Below are 18,634 nucleotides of genomic sequence, written 5' to 3'. Positions count from 1 at the left end.
TCGGGCTGTTCCTCGCAATGACGGGCGGAGAATAGCTAAACATAAAAAAGCCCGGTTGAAATATCCAACCGGGCCCTTTCTTATTTCCCCTTTAGGGGTTAGGGGCTACACGCCCAGTAATAATCTTGTTGGGTCTTCCAGTAATTGTTTTACACGTACCAGGAAGCTTACCGATTCGCGGCCATCAATGATGCGGTGATCATAGGATAGGGCGATGTACATCATCGGGCGGATAACAACTTGTCCGTTTAGGGCAATTGGGCGCTCAACTATGTTGTGCATGCCTAAAATAGCCGATTGCGGTGAGTTGATGATAGGGGTTGATAAGAGTGAACCAAAAACACCACCGTTAGTGATGGTAAAGTTACCGCCTGTCATTTCTTCCAGTGTTAATTTACTTTCGCGTGCTTTAACGGCAAGGGCTGCAACCGCTTTTTCAATTTGGGCAAGGCTCATACTATCTGCATTGCGGATAACAGGTACTACCAGGCCTTTAGGGGCTGATACAGCTATCGAGATATCAGCATAATTGCTGAAAACTATTTCGTCGCCATCTATACGCGCGCCAACTGAAGGCCATTCTTTTAATGCTTCGCAAACTGCTTTGGTGAAGAACGACATAAAACCTAAGCCAACACCATTTTTCTCTTTAAATTTATCCTTGTATTTGGCACGGATCTCCATGATCGGCGACATGTCCACTTCATTAAAAGTGGTCAGCATCGCGGTCTCATTTTTAACGGCTACCAAACGTTTGGCAACTGTTTTACGTAACGACGACATTTTTTCGCGACGGTCAGCCCTGTCGCCACTAAATGATACAGGCGTTGCCTGGGTAGCGGCAACCGGAGATGGTTTTGCTGCCGGTGGAATAGGAGCTTGAGGGCTTTCTGATACCAGGTTAGCTTTTATTGCATCTTCCTTAGTGATACGGCCATTAACCCCATTACCGCTAACAGCAGATGGGTCTATGCCTTTTTCGGCTAGTATTTTTGCTGCTGCAGGCGATGGTGTGCCTGTAGCGTAATTTTTATCGGATACAACAACAGGTGCAGCTGCAGGGGCTGAAGTAGTTGCGGCAGGACTTGCTGCCGGGCTTCCTCCGCCTGATACACCACCGCCACCGGTAATACTGGCAACAGGTGCGCCAATGGCTAATACATCGCCTTCTTTAGCTATGGTGTTTAATGTGCCTGCTTTATCTGCAGTTAATTCAAATGTTGCTTTGTCTGATTCCAGCTCGGCAATGGCTTCATCCATAGCTACGGTATCGCCGTTCTTCTTGATCCAGCGTGATAAAGTAACTTCGGTAATTGACTCACCTACCGGTGGAACTTTTATTTCAGATGTGCTTGCTCCGGCAGATGGGTTAGTAGTATCCGCAGGTGTCGCTACTGCTTCGCTAACTGCTTTAACAGCAGGTGCGCTTTCGATAACAGGAGCAGAGGTTGATGCCGCACCGCCGTCTTCAATACGGGCAACAGGTGCGCCAATTGCTAAGGTGTCGCCTTCTTTGGCTATAGTTTTTAAAGTCCCGGCTTTTTCGGCAGTAAGCTCAAATGTGGCTTTGTCTGATTCTAATTCGGCAATTACTTCATCCATTTTCACGGTATCACCATCTTTTTTTAGCCATGATGACAGGGTAACTTCGGTAATTGATTCGCCTACCGGCGGAACTTTGATCTCTAAACTCATGTTGTTATGTTTGTGTGAGTAGTGAGCGGTGAATGGTGAGTGGTTGTTTTAACAATTCACTGCTCACCATTCACCACTCACAAATATTAATCTGCGCTGGCCGTAGCCATTTTTTGTGTTGTTTTCTTGATCTTTTCTTTTAACTCAGGGCCAACCGGTGATTCAAATGCTTTTGAAATAATGTACAGTTGTTGAGCGGCGTGTTGTTTAGCAAAGCCTGTAGCTGTACTACTACCTTCAATACGTGATATCACATCCAGTTTAAGCACATCCTCCTTGCGGAATTTGCGGCACATATATGGCCATGCGCCCATGTTCTCAGGTTCTTCCTGTACCCATATAAACTCGGTGGCTTTGCTGTATTTGGCCTTTATTTTAGCCATTTGCTGTACCGGGGTAGGGTATAGCTGTTCTATACGTACTATTGCCACATCCTTGCGCTGATCGGTTTGTTGTTTCTCCTGCAGGTCATAATATATTTTACCTGAGCAGAATAATACACGTTTAACCTTTTTAGCTTCAGCATAAGTATCATCTATCACCTCCTGGAATTTGCCTTCGGTAAAATCAACAATTGGCGATACACATTTAGGGCTGCGGAGCAGGCTCTTTGGCGTAAATACGATTAATGGTTTACGGAAGTCGCGATAGATCTGGCGGCGTAATATATGGAAGAAGTTAGCAGGTGTTGTACAATTAGCAACCTGGATATTGTTATCGGCACAAAGCTCCATAAAGCGCTCTATACGTGCTGATGAATGCTCAGGCCCCTGACCTTCGTAGCCATGCGGCAATAACATTACCAAACCATTACCACGCTGCCACTTTGTTTCGGCGCTGGCTATGTACTGGTCAACAATGATCTGTGCACCGTTAAAGAAATCGCCAAATTGTGCTTCCCAAATGGTTAAGGCATTAGGATTTGCTAAAGCGTAGCCGTATTCAAAACCTAAAACACCATATTCAGATAATAAAGAGTTATATATGCTGAATTTAGCTTCGGGATTTACATTGTCCATCGGAGTATATTCTTCTTCAGAATCAGCCAGCGTTAATACCGCGTGGCGATGTGAGAAAGTACCACGTTTAACGTCCTCTCCACTTAACCTAACCGGGTGGCCGTCTTTCAACAGTGTGCCATAAGCAAGTAGTTCGCCCATAGCCCAGTCGAATACGCCGGTTTTGTTAACCATGGCATTACGGTCCTGAAATAATTTCTCGATTTTCTTGAAAAACTCTTTATTTTTTGGCAGTTCGGTTAACACCTTGCCAATTTCTATTAATTCCTCTTTTGGAACAGCTGTATCCGTTTTTGCCATTGCTTCCCTTTCGGTGGCAATATGCAGGCCTTCCCATGCTCCGTTAAACATGGGTATGGTATCGGTAAAGCGTTCTTCCGCTTTTGACTCATCCAGTTGCTGTTGTAACAGATCGCGGAATTCTTTTTCAGTATCCTTAGCCAGCGTTTCGGTAATGCTGCCTTCGGCTATTAATTTTTTCAGATAGACCTCGCGTGGGTTTTCATGTGCCTCGATGGCTTTGTATAATACCGGCTGGGTGAATTTAGGCTCATCAGCCTCATTGTGCCCATATCGGCGATAGCATAAGATGTCTATAAATACGTCATCGTGAAATGCCTGGCGGTATTCCATTGCCAGATTAACCACATATGCCAAAGCCTCAACATCATCACCATTAACGTGAAAAACCGGTGATAATACTGTTTTAGCAACGTCGGTACAATAAGTACTTGAGCGTGCATCGATATAATTGGTGGTAAAACCGATCTGGTTGTTGATAACCAAATGTATGGTACCACCTGTGCGGTAGCCATCCAATTTTTCCATCTGCAATACCTCGTACACAATTCCCTGGCCTGCTACTGAAGCATCACCATGAATTAATATAGGAGCTATTTTGGTATGATCGCCTTTGTATTTGAAATCAATTTTTGAACGTGTTAAGCCTTCAACAACAGGGTCAACCGCTTCAAGGTGCGAAGGGTTAGGGCAAAGACTTAGGTGAACCTTGTTGCCGTTAGATGCGGTAACATCAGTTGAGTAACCCAGGTGGTACTTAACGTCGCCACTGAATGGTGAATCTTCGTCGTAGTTTTTACCTTCAAACTCAAAGAAAATTTCCTTGTAGGTTTTCTCCATGATGTTCGACAGGACATTTAAGCGACCACGGTGAGCCATACCGATGATAAACTCCTCGATACCCAATGTTGCTCCTTTTTGGATAACAGAATCCAATGCGGGTATCAACGCTTCGGCGCCTTCTAATGAGAAACGTTTCTGCCCCAGGAATTTGGTACCTAAAAAGTTCTCGAAAATAACCGCGTGGCTTAGTTTGTTAAACATCAGCTTTTTTTGCTCAACGCCGAATGATGGCGTATTGCGGCTGGTTTCCATGCGGCTTTCAAACCATTTTACTTTTATGGGGTTGCGCACATAGCGGTATTCGGCACCTATGTTGCGGCAATAAGTATCTTCCAATAACTGGCGGATATCACGCAGTTTGGCAGGGCCAATACCAACTTCAACACCGGCGTTAAATACGGTGTCCATATCGGCATCACTCAATCCAAAGGTTTCCAGTTCCTTACCAGGGTAATATTTGCGGCGCTCGCGCACCGGGTTGGTGGTAGCAAACAGGTGGCCGCGTGTACGGTACCCGTTGATCATGTTTAAAACATTGATCTCTTTTAAAAAATGCTCGGGGGTTTCAGCACTTGCAGCAGGTGCTTCGGAACCTCTTCCGAAATCAAATCCTTCAAAAAACTTTTGCCATCCAAAATCAACAGCTGACGGGTCCTGTTGATATTCTTGATATAGGGAGTCAATAAAAGCTGCGTTTCCGCTATTTATATAATTTAGGCGATCCATGTAATCATTCTTAAAAACGTACAAAAGTAAGCATAACGGCTTACAAACATTTAAATTAATTGATAAAAAACATTTATATTTTACCCTGAATTGAGGAAAGTGGTTGTCATAAAATTATGCTGTTTTAAAATAGGAGCTAAAACCAGCGCATTGGGTTAACGTATGAACTGAAAAAACGTTATCTAAATTCTCAAAAAAATAAAATTAATGCAGGAGCTTGTGCACATAATCGCGCAGGTAGGAAAAGCCCTCGAACATTACTGCAAGCAAGCCAATAATTACGGTATATTCTTCAAAAGAGTTCATGATGAACGATTTATAATAGATAGACGAAATAACGCTTAAAATGTTACGGCCAGGTTATTAATTTACTAATGGGTGACATGTGCGTATTGATCGCTTACATCCTTTAGCTCGGGTAGCCAGGTAGCAATAAAATCATTTTTGGTGTCGAGGTCGTTTAACTGTTTAGCTATGTTAAAATAGCGGCTATCGCGCGGGTCGTTACCTATGCCGGCTATGAAAGCCCAGTTACCCCAGTTGCTTGCCGGCGAGTAATCGATCAGCTTTTCCTCAAAATAAGCGGCACCTTTTGTCCAGTCGACTTTAAGTACACTTACCAAAAAGCCGGCTACAATTTGCCTGCTATAATTATTAATGTAACCGGTGGCGTTTAGCTCGTGCATAATAGCATCAACCAAAGCAACACCAGTGATGCCGGTTTTCCATTTTTCGAAAAGCTCATCCTGGTTGGCCGCAAAATCGTCGCTGTTATCAGTTTCTTTGGCAGATATGAATTTTTGGCCATGCTTTTTAAACATGAACCTGAAATAATCGCGCCAAAGCAGTTCCAAAACCAGCGGACTATTATTGTGCGTACTGCCTTCATGCTTTATCACCTCCCAATATACCTGGCGCAGGGATATACAGCCCAATGCTATCCAGGGTGAAAGATGTGATGACATACACGTGCTTGCCGATCCATTCTTTGGTTTTTGTTTGCCTAATTGTTCGGTGTGTATAAAATATTGGTCCAGCTGCTTTAAAGCCTCAGTTTCGCCCCCAATAAACTTGATGGCAGCACGTGGATCGTCGACCGGTTCATCCAAACCTAATTGCTGTAAGGTGGGCAGTTCACCGGCGTCGGTTATTTCTGGTGTAACAATATGCTCAGGTGTGCTTGCAAAAGGGCGCACATCGCTGTCGCGTTCTATTTTCTTTTTAAATATGGCAAAGCTATCGGGGATGTCCTTTATCGGGAATGGCAGGTCCTCTTTATGGTATAAAGTATGGCCTATAAAATGTTTCAGATTCAGCCTGATCTTCCATAAAGCAGCTTCAACCTGTTCGGATATTTCAGTTTCTTCGTAAGCTACTTCACGGTGGTGGTATACTTCGCTTATATGGTATTCTTCGGCTAATTGCGGCAGTATTTCGGCGGGGTTACCTGTGCGTATAATGAGTTCAGCATCGCGGGCCTGGAGGTTTTTGCGCAGGTCGGCAACAGATTCTAAAAGAAAACGGGCACGCAGGTTACCTGTTTTTGGTTCACCAGATGTGGTTTTAGTGAAATAATAGGGGTCAAAGCAATAAACAGGTAATACATTATCGGCCTTACGTATAGCTTCTAACAATATTTCGTTATCGTGTATTCGTAAATCGTTTCTAAACCAAACCAGGATTGTTTTTCCACTCATCTTTTATGAAGCCCCAGCAAATTAATAGTAGACGACAAAAATTGTAAATATTTCTATCTTTTTTGCATTTAAGGCTAATATTTGACATCTTCTCAACATTTAAGCACATTTCTACACTTGATTTTACCACATCCATCTTCTTTTAGTCGCCTCCTCCTCCGAAATTTTGAGCGAAGGCAGATGGTGTAAAACATATGTGCAAGCCCAATGTTTAATTATAGATAAGTATGACACACAGGTGCTTAATAAACGCTAATTTTAAATTATAATTTATAAATTATGGCAAGTATTGAAGGCATAAGAAAGGCTTACATGGATTTTGTACTGACAGAAGGCGCACAGCCTAAATCGGTATACATATTCGCCAAGAAAAATAAAATGACCGAAGCTGAGTTTTACCAGCATTTCGGTTCGTTTGAAGCATTGGAGCAAAGTATATGGGAGGGCTTTGCGCTGAATACGCTTATTGAGATAAGAGGGCAGCAAGTTTGGCCTGAATATTCTTCGCGTGAGAAAGGATTGTCGTTTTTTTATGCTTTTTTTGAACAGTTGAAAAGCAGTCGCAGCTTTGCGGTTTACAGCATACAACAGCAGCCTAAAAGTTTTACAACGCCACGGGTGTTTGAAAAACTTAAGGGGGTTTTTGAAGGCTTTGCCCAGGAGATCATAAAAGAAGGTATTGAAACCGGTGAACTATCCGACCGCAGGTTCTTCTCCAAAAAATACAAGGATGCCTTATGGGTACAGTTTGGCTTTGTGCTACACTTCTGGATCAATGATAACTCAACCGGGTTTGAGAAAACCGATGAGGCTATTGAAAAAGGCGTTAATGTAACTTTCGACCTGTTTCAGCGTTCGCCTATTGATAATCTTTTTGAGTACGGCAGGTTTTTGGTTAAGAACGGCGGTATGCAGGAAAAGATGGGTTTCGGGCAGTTTTAAAAATTCAGATAAACTAATTCTTTTGTCATTCTGAGCGATAGCGAAGAACCTGGCTGCTTTGTTATGCGCCTTCAAAGGTTCTTCGCTATCGCTCAGAATGGCAATCTTCATAACAAACAACACACATCAACCTTTGAAAAACTTTACCGCAATTTTTGATATGGATGGTACCTTAATTGATAATACCCCATATCATTTTAAATCATGGCAGGCCCTTTTTAAAAAGCATGATCTGGGCACATTAACATTGGAAACTTACAGAACAGAAATTAGCGGCGTACCGATAATTGAAACGCTGAGAAGATTATTCGGCGATAAATATGATGAAGCCGGGTTGCACCAACTGCTGGAAGAAAAGGAAAGCTATTACCGTGAAATTTATGCACCGTTTTTAGCACCGATAAACGGATTGGAGAACTTTTTGACAGCCTTAAAGGATGCAGGCATAAAAATGGCCATAGCCTCATCGGCAACGATGGAGGATATTGAATTCATCCTGAATAAAATACCTATCAGGGATGATTTTGAAGCGATAATTGATGGGAGCAGGGTGAGCAAGGGTAAACCCAATCCGCAGATATTTTTAAAGGCAGCAGAAGAACTGAAAGCCCGGCCCGAAGATTGCGTGGTTTTTGAGGATTCGCTGGCAGGTATTAAGGCTGCTAACGCGGCTGGCATGAAAGTGGTAGGCATTACCACGGGCCATACCGCAGATCAGTTACAGCCATCGGGCCTGGTAATTAATGATTACACGGAGCTTACAGTGCAAAAACTGGCTGCATTATTTATTTAGTTCATAGCTGATGGTTCATAGTTCATGGCCATTAATAGGATGAGTTAGCGCTAAACGGGCTTTACTATGAACCATCAACTATGAACCATGAACTAAAAATTATGAGCAATACGCCGAAAGAGCAAAATAGCATACCTACCAGCAAAGTACAACGATCAAGCCGGTTTGTGAAGACCGGGATAAAGGTTGGTGGTAATTATATTAAGCATTATTCAAAAAAGCTGTTTAATCCTGATATGGATAGGAGCGAGCTTAACGAGGATAACGCAGCCGATATTTATGAATCACTAAGCGAGCTGAAGGGCAGCGCCCTAAAAGTGGCCCAAATGCTGAGCATGGATAAAAACCTGCTGCCACAGGCTTATGTCGACAAATTTTCTCAATCGCAATATAACGCGCCGCCGCTTTCGGGGCCGCTGATTGTGCAGACCTTCAAAAAATATTTTGGCAAAACACCGGAGCAGATCTATGATAAATTTAACCTGCGATCAACCAATGCGGCATCAATAGGGCAGGTGCATGAGGCGGAGTTAAAAGGAAAGAAGCTAGCGGTAAAAATTCAATATCCCGGTGTGGGTGATTCTATATCATCCGACCTGAAACTGGTTAAACCATTCGCGTTTCGTTTGCTGGGTATGAGCGAAAAGGAACTGGATGTTTACATGCGCGAGGTGGAAGAACGCCTATTGGAAGAAACCGATTACGAGCTGGAGATCCGTCGCTCGGTTGAGTTTTCCAATGCCTGCGCCAACCTGGATAATGTGGTGTTCCCTACCTATTATCCGGAGCTATCCAGCAAACGTATTATTACTATGAGTTGGTTGGAGGGGATACATTTAAAGGAATTTTTAGCTACCAACCCATCACAGGAACTGCGTAATACAATAGGGCAGGCGTTATGGGATTTTTATAACTTTCAGCAGCATGAATTACGGGCCGTGCATGCCGACCCGCACCCTGGAAATTTTATGATCACACCGGATGGCAAGCTGGGGGTAATTGATTTTGGCTGTATTAAGGAGATGCCGGATGATTTTTATTCGCCGTTCTTTTCGCTTACCTCCACCAATTTATTGGATAACAAGGAGGAAACTATTAAAGCTTTCCGCCTGCTGGAAATGATCCACCCTGATGATACGCCGCAGCAAGTGGAGTTTTATTACGGGATGTATAAGCAAATGATCAGCCTGTTTGCCATGCCTTATATTGATGCTAGCTTTGATTTTGGCGAAACCAAATTCTTTGATGAGCTGTATGGCTTCGGCGAAAAGATCTCAAAAATGCCCGAGTTTAAACAGGCCCGTGGTGTTAAGCACTTTATATATGTAAACCGTACCAATTTCGGTTTATATAATATACTGCATGAGCTAAAGGCAAAGGTGAAAACGGATACGTTTAAACCGCATGTTACGGAACAGTTTGCTTAAGTCAGTTGGCAGTTCTCGGTAGGCAGTTTGCTCAAGTTTGTGTTTGAGCATTAAGCTTCCTTTTTAATTCCCTTCCTGGGAGGGGTGCGTTGGGATGAGCGTAAATGCAGGGAGGGGTTTCTGCATAGCGCCAAGCAAATAACTAAACCCCTACCTCCTCCTTCCCCAAGGAAGGAATCGCACATTGCCACCACCCTTAATAAAATAGTTGGCAGTTTGCAGTGAGTACTTTGCAGTATATATTTGTTAAAATATTTATCTATGTCATTAAATAACACATTCGTTCATCACGTACATTTCTGGCTTAAGGATAAGGCAGATCTGCAAAAATTTATTGAAGGTTTAAATTTATTGAGACCCATTACTCATATCCGCGATATACATATTGGCGTGCCTGCCGATACGCATCGTGATGTGGTAGATCGCTCTTATGATGTATCCTTACTCATTTTATTTGACGATAAGGCAGCACAGGATGCTTACCAGGATGACCCAATACATTTAATATTTGTTGATGGTTATGCTAAACCATTATGTGCCAGAGTGGTAGTACAGGATAGCGTGAACGTTTAGCCAGGCTTAGGTTTCTCCAGTTAAGTAAAAGAAAAGGCAAGGTGAAACACCTTGCCTTTTGCGTTGTTCCACGTACATGAAAGTATTGGCTTGGTGTACTGCTGTTTCGCCTACTCAAAGGAATTACAGTACGGGCCAGTCGATTATATAGTATTTGCCGTTTAGGCAATAGCAACATATACAGCATGCAAAAACATATATTATTAACAGGCGGGTCGGGATTAATTGGGGGTGATCTAACTAAATTATTGTTAGCACAGGGGTATAAGGTAAGCCATTTAAGTCGTTCGCCGGGGAAGGACCCAAGGGTGAAATCCTATTTGTGGGATGTGCATAAAGGCGAGATAGACGAGGCCTGTATTGATGGCGCTGATACTATAATTCACTTAGCCGGTGAGGGAGTTGCAGATAAACGCTGGACGAATAAGCGCAAACAGGAGTTGGTTGAAAGTCGCACCAAATCGATACGGTTAATATATGAGCTGCTCCGGAAAAAGGCGCATAAAATTAATACGGTTATATCAGCATCGGCCACGGGTTATTATGGCGACAGGGGCGATATATTGTTAACTGAGGACAGCAAGCCTGCGGATGATTTTCTGGCTGAATGCTGCATAGCATGGGAAAAGGCCGTTGATGAGGGCGAGGAATTAGGCTTACGCATAGTAAAGTTCAGAACAGGGGTAGTGCTCAATAAAAAAGGAGGGGCTCTGCCACAACTGGCTAATCCGATAAAATGGTATGTTGGTTCGGCATTGGGCGATGGTAAGCAATGGATACCCTGGATACACTGGCACGATGTGGTGAGGCTATACCTGTATGCTATTATGCATAATAAATTAGCAGGTACATTTAATATGGTAGCGCCTGTGCCGGTAACCAATGAAGAAATGACCAGTGCAGTTGCCAAATACTTGCACAAGCCCCTATGGGCGCCAAAAGTACCCGCGTTTGTATTAGATACTTTATTGGGCGAGATGAGCACGATAGTGCTTGGCAGTACCAAAGTATCACCACAAAAAATAGAGGAGACCGGGTTTAAGTTTGAATTCCCTGAGCTGGATAGTGCGTTGAAGGAGATCTATGGATAGCCTTGTTTGTCATTCTGAGCGATAGCGAAGAACCTATCCGCGTTTGATTCTGCAAGCGATGAGCTGTCATATGTATAATGGATGCTTCGTTCCTCAGCATGACAATGTGCTTTGGTAATGTAATAATCAATATGAAGAAAACTCCTATCTCCATTTTTTGGTTCAGGCGCGATTTGAGGCTGGAGGATAACGCAGGCTTATACCATGCTTTAAAAGGGGAACACCCGGTTTTACCACTGTTTATTTTTGACAGGGAGATACTTGACCAGCTGGAAGATAAGGATGATGCTCGGGTAACCTTCATCTACCAAACTATTGAAGATATTAATAAAGAGCTTGAAAAATATAACAGCAGCTTATTGGTGATTTATGATAAGGTTGAACATGCCTGGGATCATATTTTAAAAATCTATACAGTTGCCGCTGTTTATACCAATCATGATTATGAGCCTTATGCCAAAAAGCGTGATGAAGCAGTAGCTGAAAAGTTAAAGCGGCATAAGATCAGCTTTAAAACTTATAAAGATCAGGTTATTTTTGAAAGGGACGAGGTTGTTAAAAGCGATGGCTCGCCCTATACGGTATATACGCCATATATGCGTAAATGGTATGAAACCTTAGCGCCGTTCTCCCTGAAGGCTTATCCTACAAAAAAGTATTTTAAAAATTTATTTAGGGCGGATGCACTGCCTGTTCCATCCTTAAGGGAGATAGGCTTTGAGAAAAGCGATCTGCCCATACCAAGCAAAGATTATAAAGGTGTAATAAAGGACTACGCCGAAAAAAGAGATTTTCCCGGTGTGCATGGCACCTCCCATATCGGCTTGCATTTGCGTTTTGGCACAGTTAGTATCAGGGAACTTGTACACACAGCCAATAGCTTTAGCGAGAAAACGTGGCTGAATGAGCTCATATGGCGTGAGTTTTATATGATGATACTGGATCATTTCCCTGAAACGATGGATCATGCCTTCAGGCCGGAGTACGATCGGATACAATGGGTGAATGATGAAGAGCAATTCAAAGCCTGGTGCAATGGCGAAACAGGCTTTCCGCTGGTTGATGCAGGCATGCGCGAATTGAATGCTACAGGTTATATGCATAACCGGGTACGCATGATAGTGGCCAGTTTTTTATCAAAGGATTTGCTGATTGACTGGCGCTGGGGCGAGCGCTATTTTGCCCGTAAGCTGTTGGATTATGAAATGGCCAGCAATGTTGGCGGCTGGCAGTGGTCGGCGGGGAGTGGTACGGATGCCGCGCCGTATTTCAGGATCTTTAACCCCGATTCACAACTTAAAAAGTTCGACCCTGATTTTATCTACATAAAAAAATGGGTTCCGGAATATGCCGACTTCAGCAAATATCCAAAACCCATTATTGATCACGCGTTCGCGCGAGATAGGTGCCTGAAAGCTTTTAAAGCCGCCCTGGCTAAATAATATTATGGAGTAACATCTACTACCTTAAATTCAAAACGTAAACAGCTGTTTACCGGTACGCCTGTTGTAGCTGTTTCGGCATAAGCAAGCCCCGAAGGTATTATCATTGATATCAGTGTGCCGGTAGTAGCATGTGTTAATCCTTCCTGCATACCTTTTATAAGGTCTGGTACTTCAAGCGAAACACTATCAGCACCGTTGTTGGCTGAATCAAACTGGATATTATTTAACAACATACCTGTATAGGTACATTCAACCGTTGAATTTTGGTTGATGATTTTTGCGCCGGTGCCCGGGGTTATTATTTTATAATACAAGCCTGTAGAAGTTTTTATGTAATCAGTAAAATTCTCGTGTTTCATGTACTGCTGAATTGTCTGATCATCATAAGTTGCCTGGTTATCAGCAATAGGTGCATTTACATTGTTAATAACATGCACATAGTAATCAAGGCATTGGTTGCCGGCAATTCTGCTCGATGTATTTTCAATACTACCGCTGCCATAACCACTTATACCATAAGCCAGATGTGATGGTATAAGTATACGCATGCTATAACCGCGATATTTTAAATTATTAAGAATTGCCAGCCTGAGGCCAAGTGGCAAAGCATCCAGTGTAATATGCCCTACATAGCCATCGTAATGATTTTGTATAGTATCAGTACTTGAATATTTTCCGTCGAAGCTTTTTAGTGTGAATATAAACGATATTTTGCTGGTATCACCTATAATTGTAGTAACAGTTTTAGGGCTGGTAAGTATTTTATAATATATACCGGTACTATCCTGGCCTACGGTATCTTTTACCATACCTGATATGCCATTAGCGCTTATATAATTTTGTATCTGAGTTTCGTCATATTGCTTAATGTTGGGTTGTGTTCCCGTTTTTTTGCAGGATACCAGCCCTATTGTAGAAAGTAATAAAAGCGTAAAAAGTGTTTGTTTCATTTAATTAATTAATTACATCATAAAGTCTTATTCGGAAATCGAGTATCGAGTTAGCAGGTAACCCGGTTTTTGATAAATCGTACTGGTTTAATTCAGGGTGAGCAACAGGGCCGTATGCATAGCGTGATGGTATCAGCAAACGCACTTCCCCGCCGGTTGACCCCATTGGAATCCCCAGTTGCCAGCCCAATATTACCGATCCTATTGGATAGGTTGGGTGATACTGCAGGGTTTGGTAAAATAGCGATCCCTTACCTATTTGCCCTTTAACTATCGTTCTGCCAGTATCGCCAACGGTTACTTGTGTTGAATTGGTAAATAATGTGTTTCCCGATCCGGGATCCTCTATTATATAATACACACCAGAAGTATCATTCACTTTTTTTGCGCTGTCTGTTAAATTGTTGTCTTTAATATACTGGGTCAATATTGCATCGTCAATAGCAGCTTGTGCCTTATATTGTGTGCTGCCAAACTCTGTTGATTTTTGACATGCCATAAGGCAACAAACAGAAAAAAACGCAAAAATTAATAATACCCTGTTCATCTGATTTTCAAAAGGCAAATTTATTCTTTTATAATTCAAAAACGGCAGCTTAACACTTTTTAACAATTTATATGCTATCCTAACACTTTAAAGCGTGTTTTATTGTTACAGAGGGCACTTTTTAGGGCTTTACAGGCTTGTAATTGAGGGTTAACTGGTTTATTTTTTCCAGCATTTCTATTAAATACTGCTTATCACTGTCGTTGATATGCGTGTTGAGGTAGTTATTGAATTGTTTTACTACGGCACGGGCCATGTGTCTTTTTTCTTTGCCAAGGGGGGTTAAGTAAATTTTTACCGAACGTTTATCGCCCGGGTTTAGCTCCCGGTATATCAAGCCGGTTTTCTCCAACTGGTTAAGCATACGCGATAGGCTGGTTGATTTAAGGCCCAGTAATGATGCCGCTTTTGATACCGTAGTGCCTTCATTTTCATCAATATTTATGAGCAGGTAGCCTATAGATTGTGTAATGCCAAATTCGGTTACAATCTGGTTATACCTGTTGGCCATAGTTTGCCATACTATTTTCAAAAAATAATCAATGGTTTCCTGGCTCTTTATTGTGTTACGCATGTTTTTTAGTTTGCAGTTCTCAGTAGGCAGTTTGCAGTTTCTTGCTTAGTCGGCAATTTTCGGTAGGCAGTTCTCAGTGTGCTAATTTACTATGTAAACTGCAAACTGCTCACCGCGAACTGCCAACTCAAATTACCATCCCAGTTTAGTATCATCACCACGTGGGTCGGCGCCGCCATCATAATAACCCCATTTGGTTTTTAAAATTGCATCAACCCGGCCAATTGGTCTGTAATCAATTATTTTATATCCTTTTTTCTCCAGTTTTTGCCTGGTAAGCGTATCTAAAGCTCCGGCTTCGATCTCTACATTATCGGGCAGCCATTGCGAGTGAAAACGTTTTGATGTTACCGCTTGCTGCATATCCTGGTCAAAATCTATCACATTCAATATGGTTTGGAATACCGAGGTCATGATAGTTGCACCACCCGGCGTACCTACTACCATGAATAATTGCCCATCTTTTTCAATAATGGTAGGCGTCATGGACGATAGCATGCGTTTGCCGGGTTGTATGCTGTTAGCTTTGCCACCAATCAGACCGAACATATTAGGTACACCCGGTTTCGAGCTAAAGTCGTCCATCTCATTATTCAGCAAAAAGCCTGCACCGGCCACAAATATTTTTGAGCCGAAGGAGTCATTCAAAGTAGTGGTTATTGATACCGCATTACCATCACGGTCAACAATGCTGTAATGCGTGGTTTGGTCGCTTTCGTAGCCTACAAATGCGCCAGGCTGTATGCTGGTGCTTGGTGTAGCGGCGTTCCAGTTCAGGCTTTTCATGCGGGCATTCAAATAAACCGGGTTTAGCAGGCTATCGACAGGTACTTTATAAAAATCGGGGTCGCCCAGGTATTTGGAGCGGTCGGCATATACGCGGCGTTCGGCCTCAACCATAACCTGCACGGTTGAGTCCTGGTTATGTCCCCATTTTTGGATAGGGTATTTTTCAACTGATTTTAATAATTGCAGCAACGCAATCCCCCCGCTTGATGGCGGCGGCATGGTGATTATTTTATAGCCCTTATAATTACCTGTAATAGCGTTACGCCATACAGCGTGATAATTGGTAAGATCGGCTTTTGAGATCAGCCCATCACCTTTTTTCATTTCAGCTACCAGCGCGTCAGCAACCGGGCCGTCATAAAATCCATCACGACCTTTATCGCGGATCAGTTCCAGCGTTTTGGCAAGGTCAGGCTGTGCTAATACATCGCCTTCTTTCCATGGTGTATCCTTTAACAAATATATCTTTCCCGGATTCAGCTTTTTAAATATGGCCTGGTTGCGGTTAAGATCGTTGGCCAAATGTTTGGTTATTTTAAAGCCATTGGTTGCCAGGTCAATAGCTGGCTGCAGCAGTACCGCCCAGCTTAGTTTGCCATATTTTTTATGTGCGGTTACCATACCATCAACAGAGCCGGGCACGCCTGATGCCTTGTGGGTGTAAAGACTCATATCAGGTATTACATTGCCTGCCGAATCAAGGTACATATTGGTACTGGCCATGGCGGGTGCTTTTTCACGGAAATCGAGCGTGTTGGTTTGACCATCAGCGCCACGGTAAACCATAAAGCCGCCACCACCAATGTTGCCGGCCTCAGGCAAAGTTACAGCCAGCGCGAATTGTACAGCTACTGCGGCATCAACAGCGTTGCCGCCTTTTTGTAATATGGTAAGCCCCGCCTGCGATGCATCAGGATAGGCACAAACAACCATACCATTACGGTATTCGTGCCCGCTGGTGTTTGTTAATTGCCCTTGTACACAACCTAGAGGAAGAAATCCTGTAAGCAGCAATAAGGCTATTTGTGAAGTTTTTTTATGGAAGATGTTAAAGGTCATAATTTAAAAATAACGGCACTAATTTATCATTTTATGCTTGTAAATAAGCCATAGCCTTAATTATTAATGCGCCTTATTGATTGTTTATTTTATATAGATATATAAATGTTTTTGGCTGATATATAATATATTATGAATATTAAATACTTATTTTTTTAATGTTGAGGCCATAAAATCTAATTTCGGCCGTTTAGGATAAAAGCATTAAGTATAAATAAAAACCACAATTGGATGAAAAAACTGGTATTATCATTAGCTGTTTTAGTTTCTTTTTTATTGATCACAACACGGTCACAGGCGCAAAATCAGGATGCATCAAACTATACAATTGCCGCGGGTTTAAAGTTTGGCGGTTATGAGGACGGGATCTCGGGGAAATATTTTGCTACAGACAATGTTTCGTATGAAGGCATATTAGGTTTCAGGAGCCATCACGGAGTAGTAATTACCGGACTGTATGAGATAAACCAGGAAGCATTTAATGTGCCTGAGTTAAAGTTTTATTACGGATTTGGCGCGCATATTGGAGCGGTAGGCAAGGGAGATTACCAGCGGTTTAATGGTGATGATGAGTATTATAGCAGCAATCACATATTATTGGGTGCTGATGGCGTTATCGGCCTTGAATATGTTATCCCCAACTCACCTATAGCCGTAAGTTTGGATCTTAACCCAAGGATCGAACTGGCAAGTGGGCCATTTTTTGACATTGCGCCGGGCCTGGGTATAAAGTATGCATTTAAATAAACGCGTAGGGTGACTCACCCGGTCATCGCTTCGCTTGACCACCCTCTCTGCCGCAGGCGGCAAAGAAGGTAAGCGCAAATAAAAGATTTTTAAGCCCCTTCAAGCATTTATGCTTGAAGGGGCATTTTTTTACCCTCTTTCCGCTTTAGCGGAGAGAGGGTCGACGGGCGAAGCAAAGTCGGGGTGAGTCAATTATGAGCCATGTCTGTATAGACGGTATAATCTTTCTTTATCTGCTTTTTATCAATCCAACTCCCAAAACAATCAGCCCGGCAACTAAAAGCAATGCCCCGGCATATAGGATAATAATAAACTTATTAGGTTGTGTAAGCCCGCTGCCACCTGCGCTTGCAAAAAAGCCGCTGCTGATTAAAATAGCCGCCAGCGGAAAGGCAATCCGTGTAGCAAGGTCCAACCCAGGGCTCATCTGTGTATTATCAAGCAGTAGCTGTGCTATCAGGCTAAGTAGTACCAGTACACCGGCATGTGCGTGCCCTGCCCTGAACATGGCTTTCTGGAAATCGGTTAAAGGAATTTTTACACTGCCAGAAAGTATAGTTAAAAGAAAATAGCCGCCATAAGCGATAGTGGGCACGGTTAAAATAGTAATACCGCACATTAATTTTGAGATAGAGGTCATCATACAATTAATTGTTTAATAGGTGCAATTATTAAAATCAGCTTGTTTAGCTTGATTTATATAAAGTTAGGTAGTTTGTAAAGCCTCCACCTGAAACATATGTTACAAAATTACAGGCCAACTATCTTTTTTCTGATGCGGCTTAACGAGGGGCGCTCAATGCCCAGGTAGGAAGAGAGGTGGGTGAGTGAAATGCGGTTAAACAGATCGGGGTTCTGCTTTATAAAGTTGAGGTAGCGTTGTTCTGCATTATCAAACTGAAAACTTTCAATTCGTTTTTGCTGCATTTTGAGCACTTCTTCGGCTATTAAACGGCCATATCTTTCAAAGCCAATATAACGGTCATATCCTTTTTGTATATGCGCATAAGGCTGACTAATAATAATGCCTGGTTCCAGGCATTGAAAGTTATACTTGCTTGGCGTTTGTGTAATAAGTGAAGTATAATCGGTAGCATACTCGTTTTCTTTCACAAATGAAATGGTGATGTCTTCGCCGAGATGATTGATAAAGTAAACCCTGATAAGTCCGCTGATCAAAAAGCCCAACTGGTGGGTCTTTTTACCAGCCTCAATGTAAAATTCACGGGGTTTAAATGTTTGTACGGTAAGGCCACTCTGAAAATAATCCCATTCCTCATCTGTAATATTGGGATTGAGCCCTGTTATTGCCTGTCTGTAAATATCAAAGTTGTGCTGCATAGGTTTTGTTTAAGTTATATAAGTTTTATCAGCATAGATATTACCTATCAATCTTAACCTACGTAAATATATTATT

16 protein-coding genes are annotated in these 18,634 nt (G+C 42.5%); 7 read left to right on the top strand and 9 right to left on the bottom strand.

Going from position 1 to position 18,634, the window contains the following annotated elements; translation table 11 throughout:
* Positions 1 to 105: 105 nt before the first annotated feature.
* The 3 genes from odhB to BLU33_RS18020 all read right to left on the bottom strand — a co-directional run bounded on the left by odhB (position 106) and on the right by BLU33_RS18020 (position 6,280).
* Positions 106 to 1,695 (bottom strand): 2-oxoglutarate dehydrogenase complex dihydrolipoyllysine-residue succinyltransferase, encoded by a 1,590-nt coding sequence (gene odhB, locus BLU33_RS18030; protein WP_091376227.1) that lies wholly within the window; start codon positions 1,693 to 1,695, stop codon positions 106 to 108.
* Between the two features lie 86 nt (positions 1,696 to 1,781).
* Entirely contained in the window at positions 1,782 to 4,583 is a 2,802-nt protein-coding gene (locus tag BLU33_RS18025) for a 2-oxoglutarate dehydrogenase E1 component (protein WP_091376224.1), read from the bottom strand.
* Positions 4,584 to 4,954: 371 nt separating this feature from the next.
* Entirely contained in the window at positions 4,955 to 6,280 is a 1,326-nt protein-coding gene (locus BLU33_RS18020) for a DASH family cryptochrome (RefSeq protein WP_091376221.1), read from the bottom strand.
* Between the two features lie 279 nt (positions 6,281 to 6,559).
* Between BLU33_RS18020 and BLU33_RS18015 the strand changes: the two genes are divergently transcribed.
* The 6 genes from BLU33_RS18015 (at position 6,560) to BLU33_RS17990 (ending at position 12,548) form a co-directional block, all read left to right on the top strand.
* Entirely contained in the window at positions 6,560 to 7,222 is a 663-nt protein-coding gene (locus BLU33_RS18015; RefSeq protein ID WP_091376219.1) for a TetR family transcriptional regulator C-terminal domain-containing protein, read from the top strand.
* Between the two features lie 97 nt (positions 7,223 to 7,319).
* Positions 7,320 to 8,015 (top strand): HAD family hydrolase, encoded by a 696-nt coding sequence (locus BLU33_RS18010; protein WP_091376216.1) that lies wholly within the window; start codon positions 7,320 to 7,322, stop codon positions 8,013 to 8,015.
* An 80-nt stretch (positions 8,016 to 8,095) separates the two neighbouring features.
* Positions 8,096 to 9,442: an ABC1 kinase family protein gene (locus BLU33_RS18005; RefSeq protein ID WP_232009327.1), complete on the top strand. Its 1,347-nt coding sequence runs from the start codon at positions 8,096 to 8,098 to the stop codon at positions 9,440 to 9,442.
* Between the two features lie 261 nt (positions 9,443 to 9,703).
* Entirely contained in the window at positions 9,704 to 10,015 is a 312-nt protein-coding gene (locus BLU33_RS18000) for a Dabb family protein (protein ID WP_091376212.1), read from the top strand.
* A gap of 185 nt (positions 10,016 to 10,200) precedes the next feature.
* Positions 10,201 to 11,106 carry a TIGR01777 family oxidoreductase gene (locus BLU33_RS17995; protein WP_091376209.1) on the top strand — a complete coding sequence of 302 codons (906 nt, stop codon included), beginning with the start codon at positions 10,201 to 10,203 and terminating at the stop codon, positions 11,104 to 11,106.
* Positions 11,107 to 11,237: 131 nt separating this feature from the next.
* Positions 11,238 to 12,548, top strand: a complete 1,311-nt coding sequence (locus tag BLU33_RS17990) for a cryptochrome/photolyase family protein (RefSeq protein WP_091380774.1) — start codon at positions 11,238 to 11,240, stop codon at positions 12,546 to 12,548.
* Positions 12,549 to 12,550: 2 nt separating this feature from the next.
* On the opposite strand, the gene BLU33_RS17985 is transcribed toward BLU33_RS17990, so the two are convergent.
* The 4 genes from BLU33_RS17985 to ggt form a co-directional block, all read right to left on the bottom strand.
* A complete protein-coding gene (locus BLU33_RS17985) occupies positions 12,551 to 13,501 on the bottom strand; it encodes an FKBP-type peptidyl-prolyl cis-trans isomerase (RefSeq protein WP_091376206.1) in 951 nt (316 codons plus the stop codon).
* Positions 13,502 to 13,505: 4 nt separating this feature from the next.
* Positions 13,506 to 14,000, bottom strand: coding sequence for an FKBP-type peptidyl-prolyl cis-trans isomerase (locus BLU33_RS17980; protein ID WP_157682225.1), 495 nt, complete (start codon positions 13,998 to 14,000; stop codon positions 13,506 to 13,508).
* Between the two features lie 169 nt (positions 14,001 to 14,169).
* On the bottom strand, positions 14,170 to 14,610 hold the full coding sequence (locus tag BLU33_RS17975) for a MarR family winged helix-turn-helix transcriptional regulator (protein WP_172829316.1): 441 nt from the start codon (positions 14,608 to 14,610) through the stop codon (positions 14,170 to 14,172).
* A 144-nt stretch (positions 14,611 to 14,754) separates the two neighbouring features.
* On the bottom strand, positions 14,755 to 16,470 hold the full coding sequence (ggt, locus tag BLU33_RS17970) for a gamma-glutamyltransferase (protein ID WP_172829264.1): 1,716 nt from the start codon (positions 16,468 to 16,470) through the stop codon (positions 14,755 to 14,757).
* A 231-nt stretch (positions 16,471 to 16,701) separates the two neighbouring features.
* On the opposite strand from ggt, the gene BLU33_RS17965 reads away from it, so the two are divergent.
* On the top strand, positions 16,702 to 17,217 hold the full coding sequence (locus tag BLU33_RS17965; protein WP_232009326.1) for a hypothetical protein: 516 nt from the start codon (positions 16,702 to 16,704) through the stop codon (positions 17,215 to 17,217).
* A gap of 229 nt (positions 17,218 to 17,446) precedes the next feature.
* On the opposite strand, the gene BLU33_RS17960 is transcribed toward BLU33_RS17965, so the two are convergent.
* Both BLU33_RS17960 and BLU33_RS17955 read right to left on the bottom strand, forming a co-directional pair.
* Positions 17,447 to 17,860, bottom strand: a complete 414-nt coding sequence (locus BLU33_RS17960) for a hypothetical protein (RefSeq protein WP_197684520.1) — start codon at positions 17,858 to 17,860, stop codon at positions 17,447 to 17,449.
* A gap of 107 nt (positions 17,861 to 17,967) precedes the next feature.
* On the bottom strand, positions 17,968 to 18,558 hold the full coding sequence (locus BLU33_RS17955; RefSeq protein ID WP_091376195.1) for a Crp/Fnr family transcriptional regulator: 591 nt from the start codon (positions 18,556 to 18,558) through the stop codon (positions 17,968 to 17,970).
* Positions 18,559 to 18,634: the final 76 nt, after the last annotated feature.

Source organism: Mucilaginibacter mallensis (assembly GCF_900105165.1).
Lineage (GTDB): Bacteria > Bacteroidota > Bacteroidia > Sphingobacteriales > Sphingobacteriaceae > Mucilaginibacter > Mucilaginibacter mallensis.
Note: the sequence above shows the minus strand (reverse complement) of the source record. Positions and strands in the feature narration are given on the sequence as shown.

What these genes read in the sequence shown, in the direction of transcription:
- odhB (WP_091376227.1), bottom strand. Translation starts at nt 1,695, where the DNA reads ATGAGTTTAGAGATCAAAGTTCCGCCGGTAGGCGAATCAATTACCGAA.
- BLU33_RS18025 (WP_091376224.1), bottom strand. Translation starts at nt 4,583, where the DNA reads ATGGATCGCCTAAATTATATAAATAGCGGAAACGCAGCTTTTATTGAC.
- BLU33_RS18020 (WP_091376221.1), bottom strand. Translation starts at nt 6,280, where the DNA reads ATGAGTGGAAAAACAATCCTGGTTTGGTTTAGAAACGATTTACGAATA.
- BLU33_RS18015 (WP_091376219.1), top strand. Translation starts at nt 6,560, where the DNA reads ATGGCAAGTATTGAAGGCATAAGAAAGGCTTACATGGATTTTGTACTG.
- BLU33_RS18010 (WP_091376216.1), top strand. Translation starts at nt 7,320, where the DNA reads ATGGCAATCTTCATAACAAACAACACACATCAACCTTTGAAAAACTTT.
- BLU33_RS18005 (WP_232009327.1), top strand. Translation starts at nt 8,096, where the DNA reads ATGAACCATGAACTAAAAATTATGAGCAATACGCCGAAAGAGCAAAAT.
- BLU33_RS18000 (WP_091376212.1), top strand. Translation starts at nt 9,704, where the DNA reads ATGTCATTAAATAACACATTCGTTCATCACGTACATTTCTGGCTTAAG.
- BLU33_RS17995 (WP_091376209.1), top strand. Translation starts at nt 10,201, where the DNA reads ATGCAAAAACATATATTATTAACAGGCGGGTCGGGATTAATTGGGGGT.
- BLU33_RS17990 (WP_091380774.1), top strand. Translation starts at nt 11,238, where the DNA reads ATGAAGAAAACTCCTATCTCCATTTTTTGGTTCAGGCGCGATTTGAGG.
- BLU33_RS17985 (WP_091376206.1), bottom strand. Translation starts at nt 13,501, where the DNA reads ATGAAACAAACACTTTTTACGCTTTTATTACTTTCTACAATAGGGCTG.
- BLU33_RS17980 (WP_157682225.1), bottom strand. Translation starts at nt 14,000, where the DNA reads ATGGCATGTCAAAAATCAACAGAGTTTGGCAGCACACAATATAAGGCA.
- ggt (WP_172829264.1), bottom strand. Translation starts at nt 16,470, where the DNA reads ATGACCTTTAACATCTTCCATAAAAAAACTTCACAAATAGCCTTATTG.
- BLU33_RS17965 (WP_232009326.1), top strand. Translation starts at nt 16,702, where the DNA reads ATGAAAAAACTGGTATTATCATTAGCTGTTTTAGTTTCTTTTTTATTG.
- BLU33_RS17960 (WP_197684520.1), bottom strand. Translation starts at nt 17,860, where the DNA reads ATGATGACCTCTATCTCAAAATTAATGTGCGGTATTACTATTTTAACC.
- BLU33_RS17955 (WP_091376195.1), bottom strand. Translation starts at nt 18,558, where the DNA reads ATGCAGCACAACTTTGATATTTACAGACAGGCAATAACAGGGCTCAAT.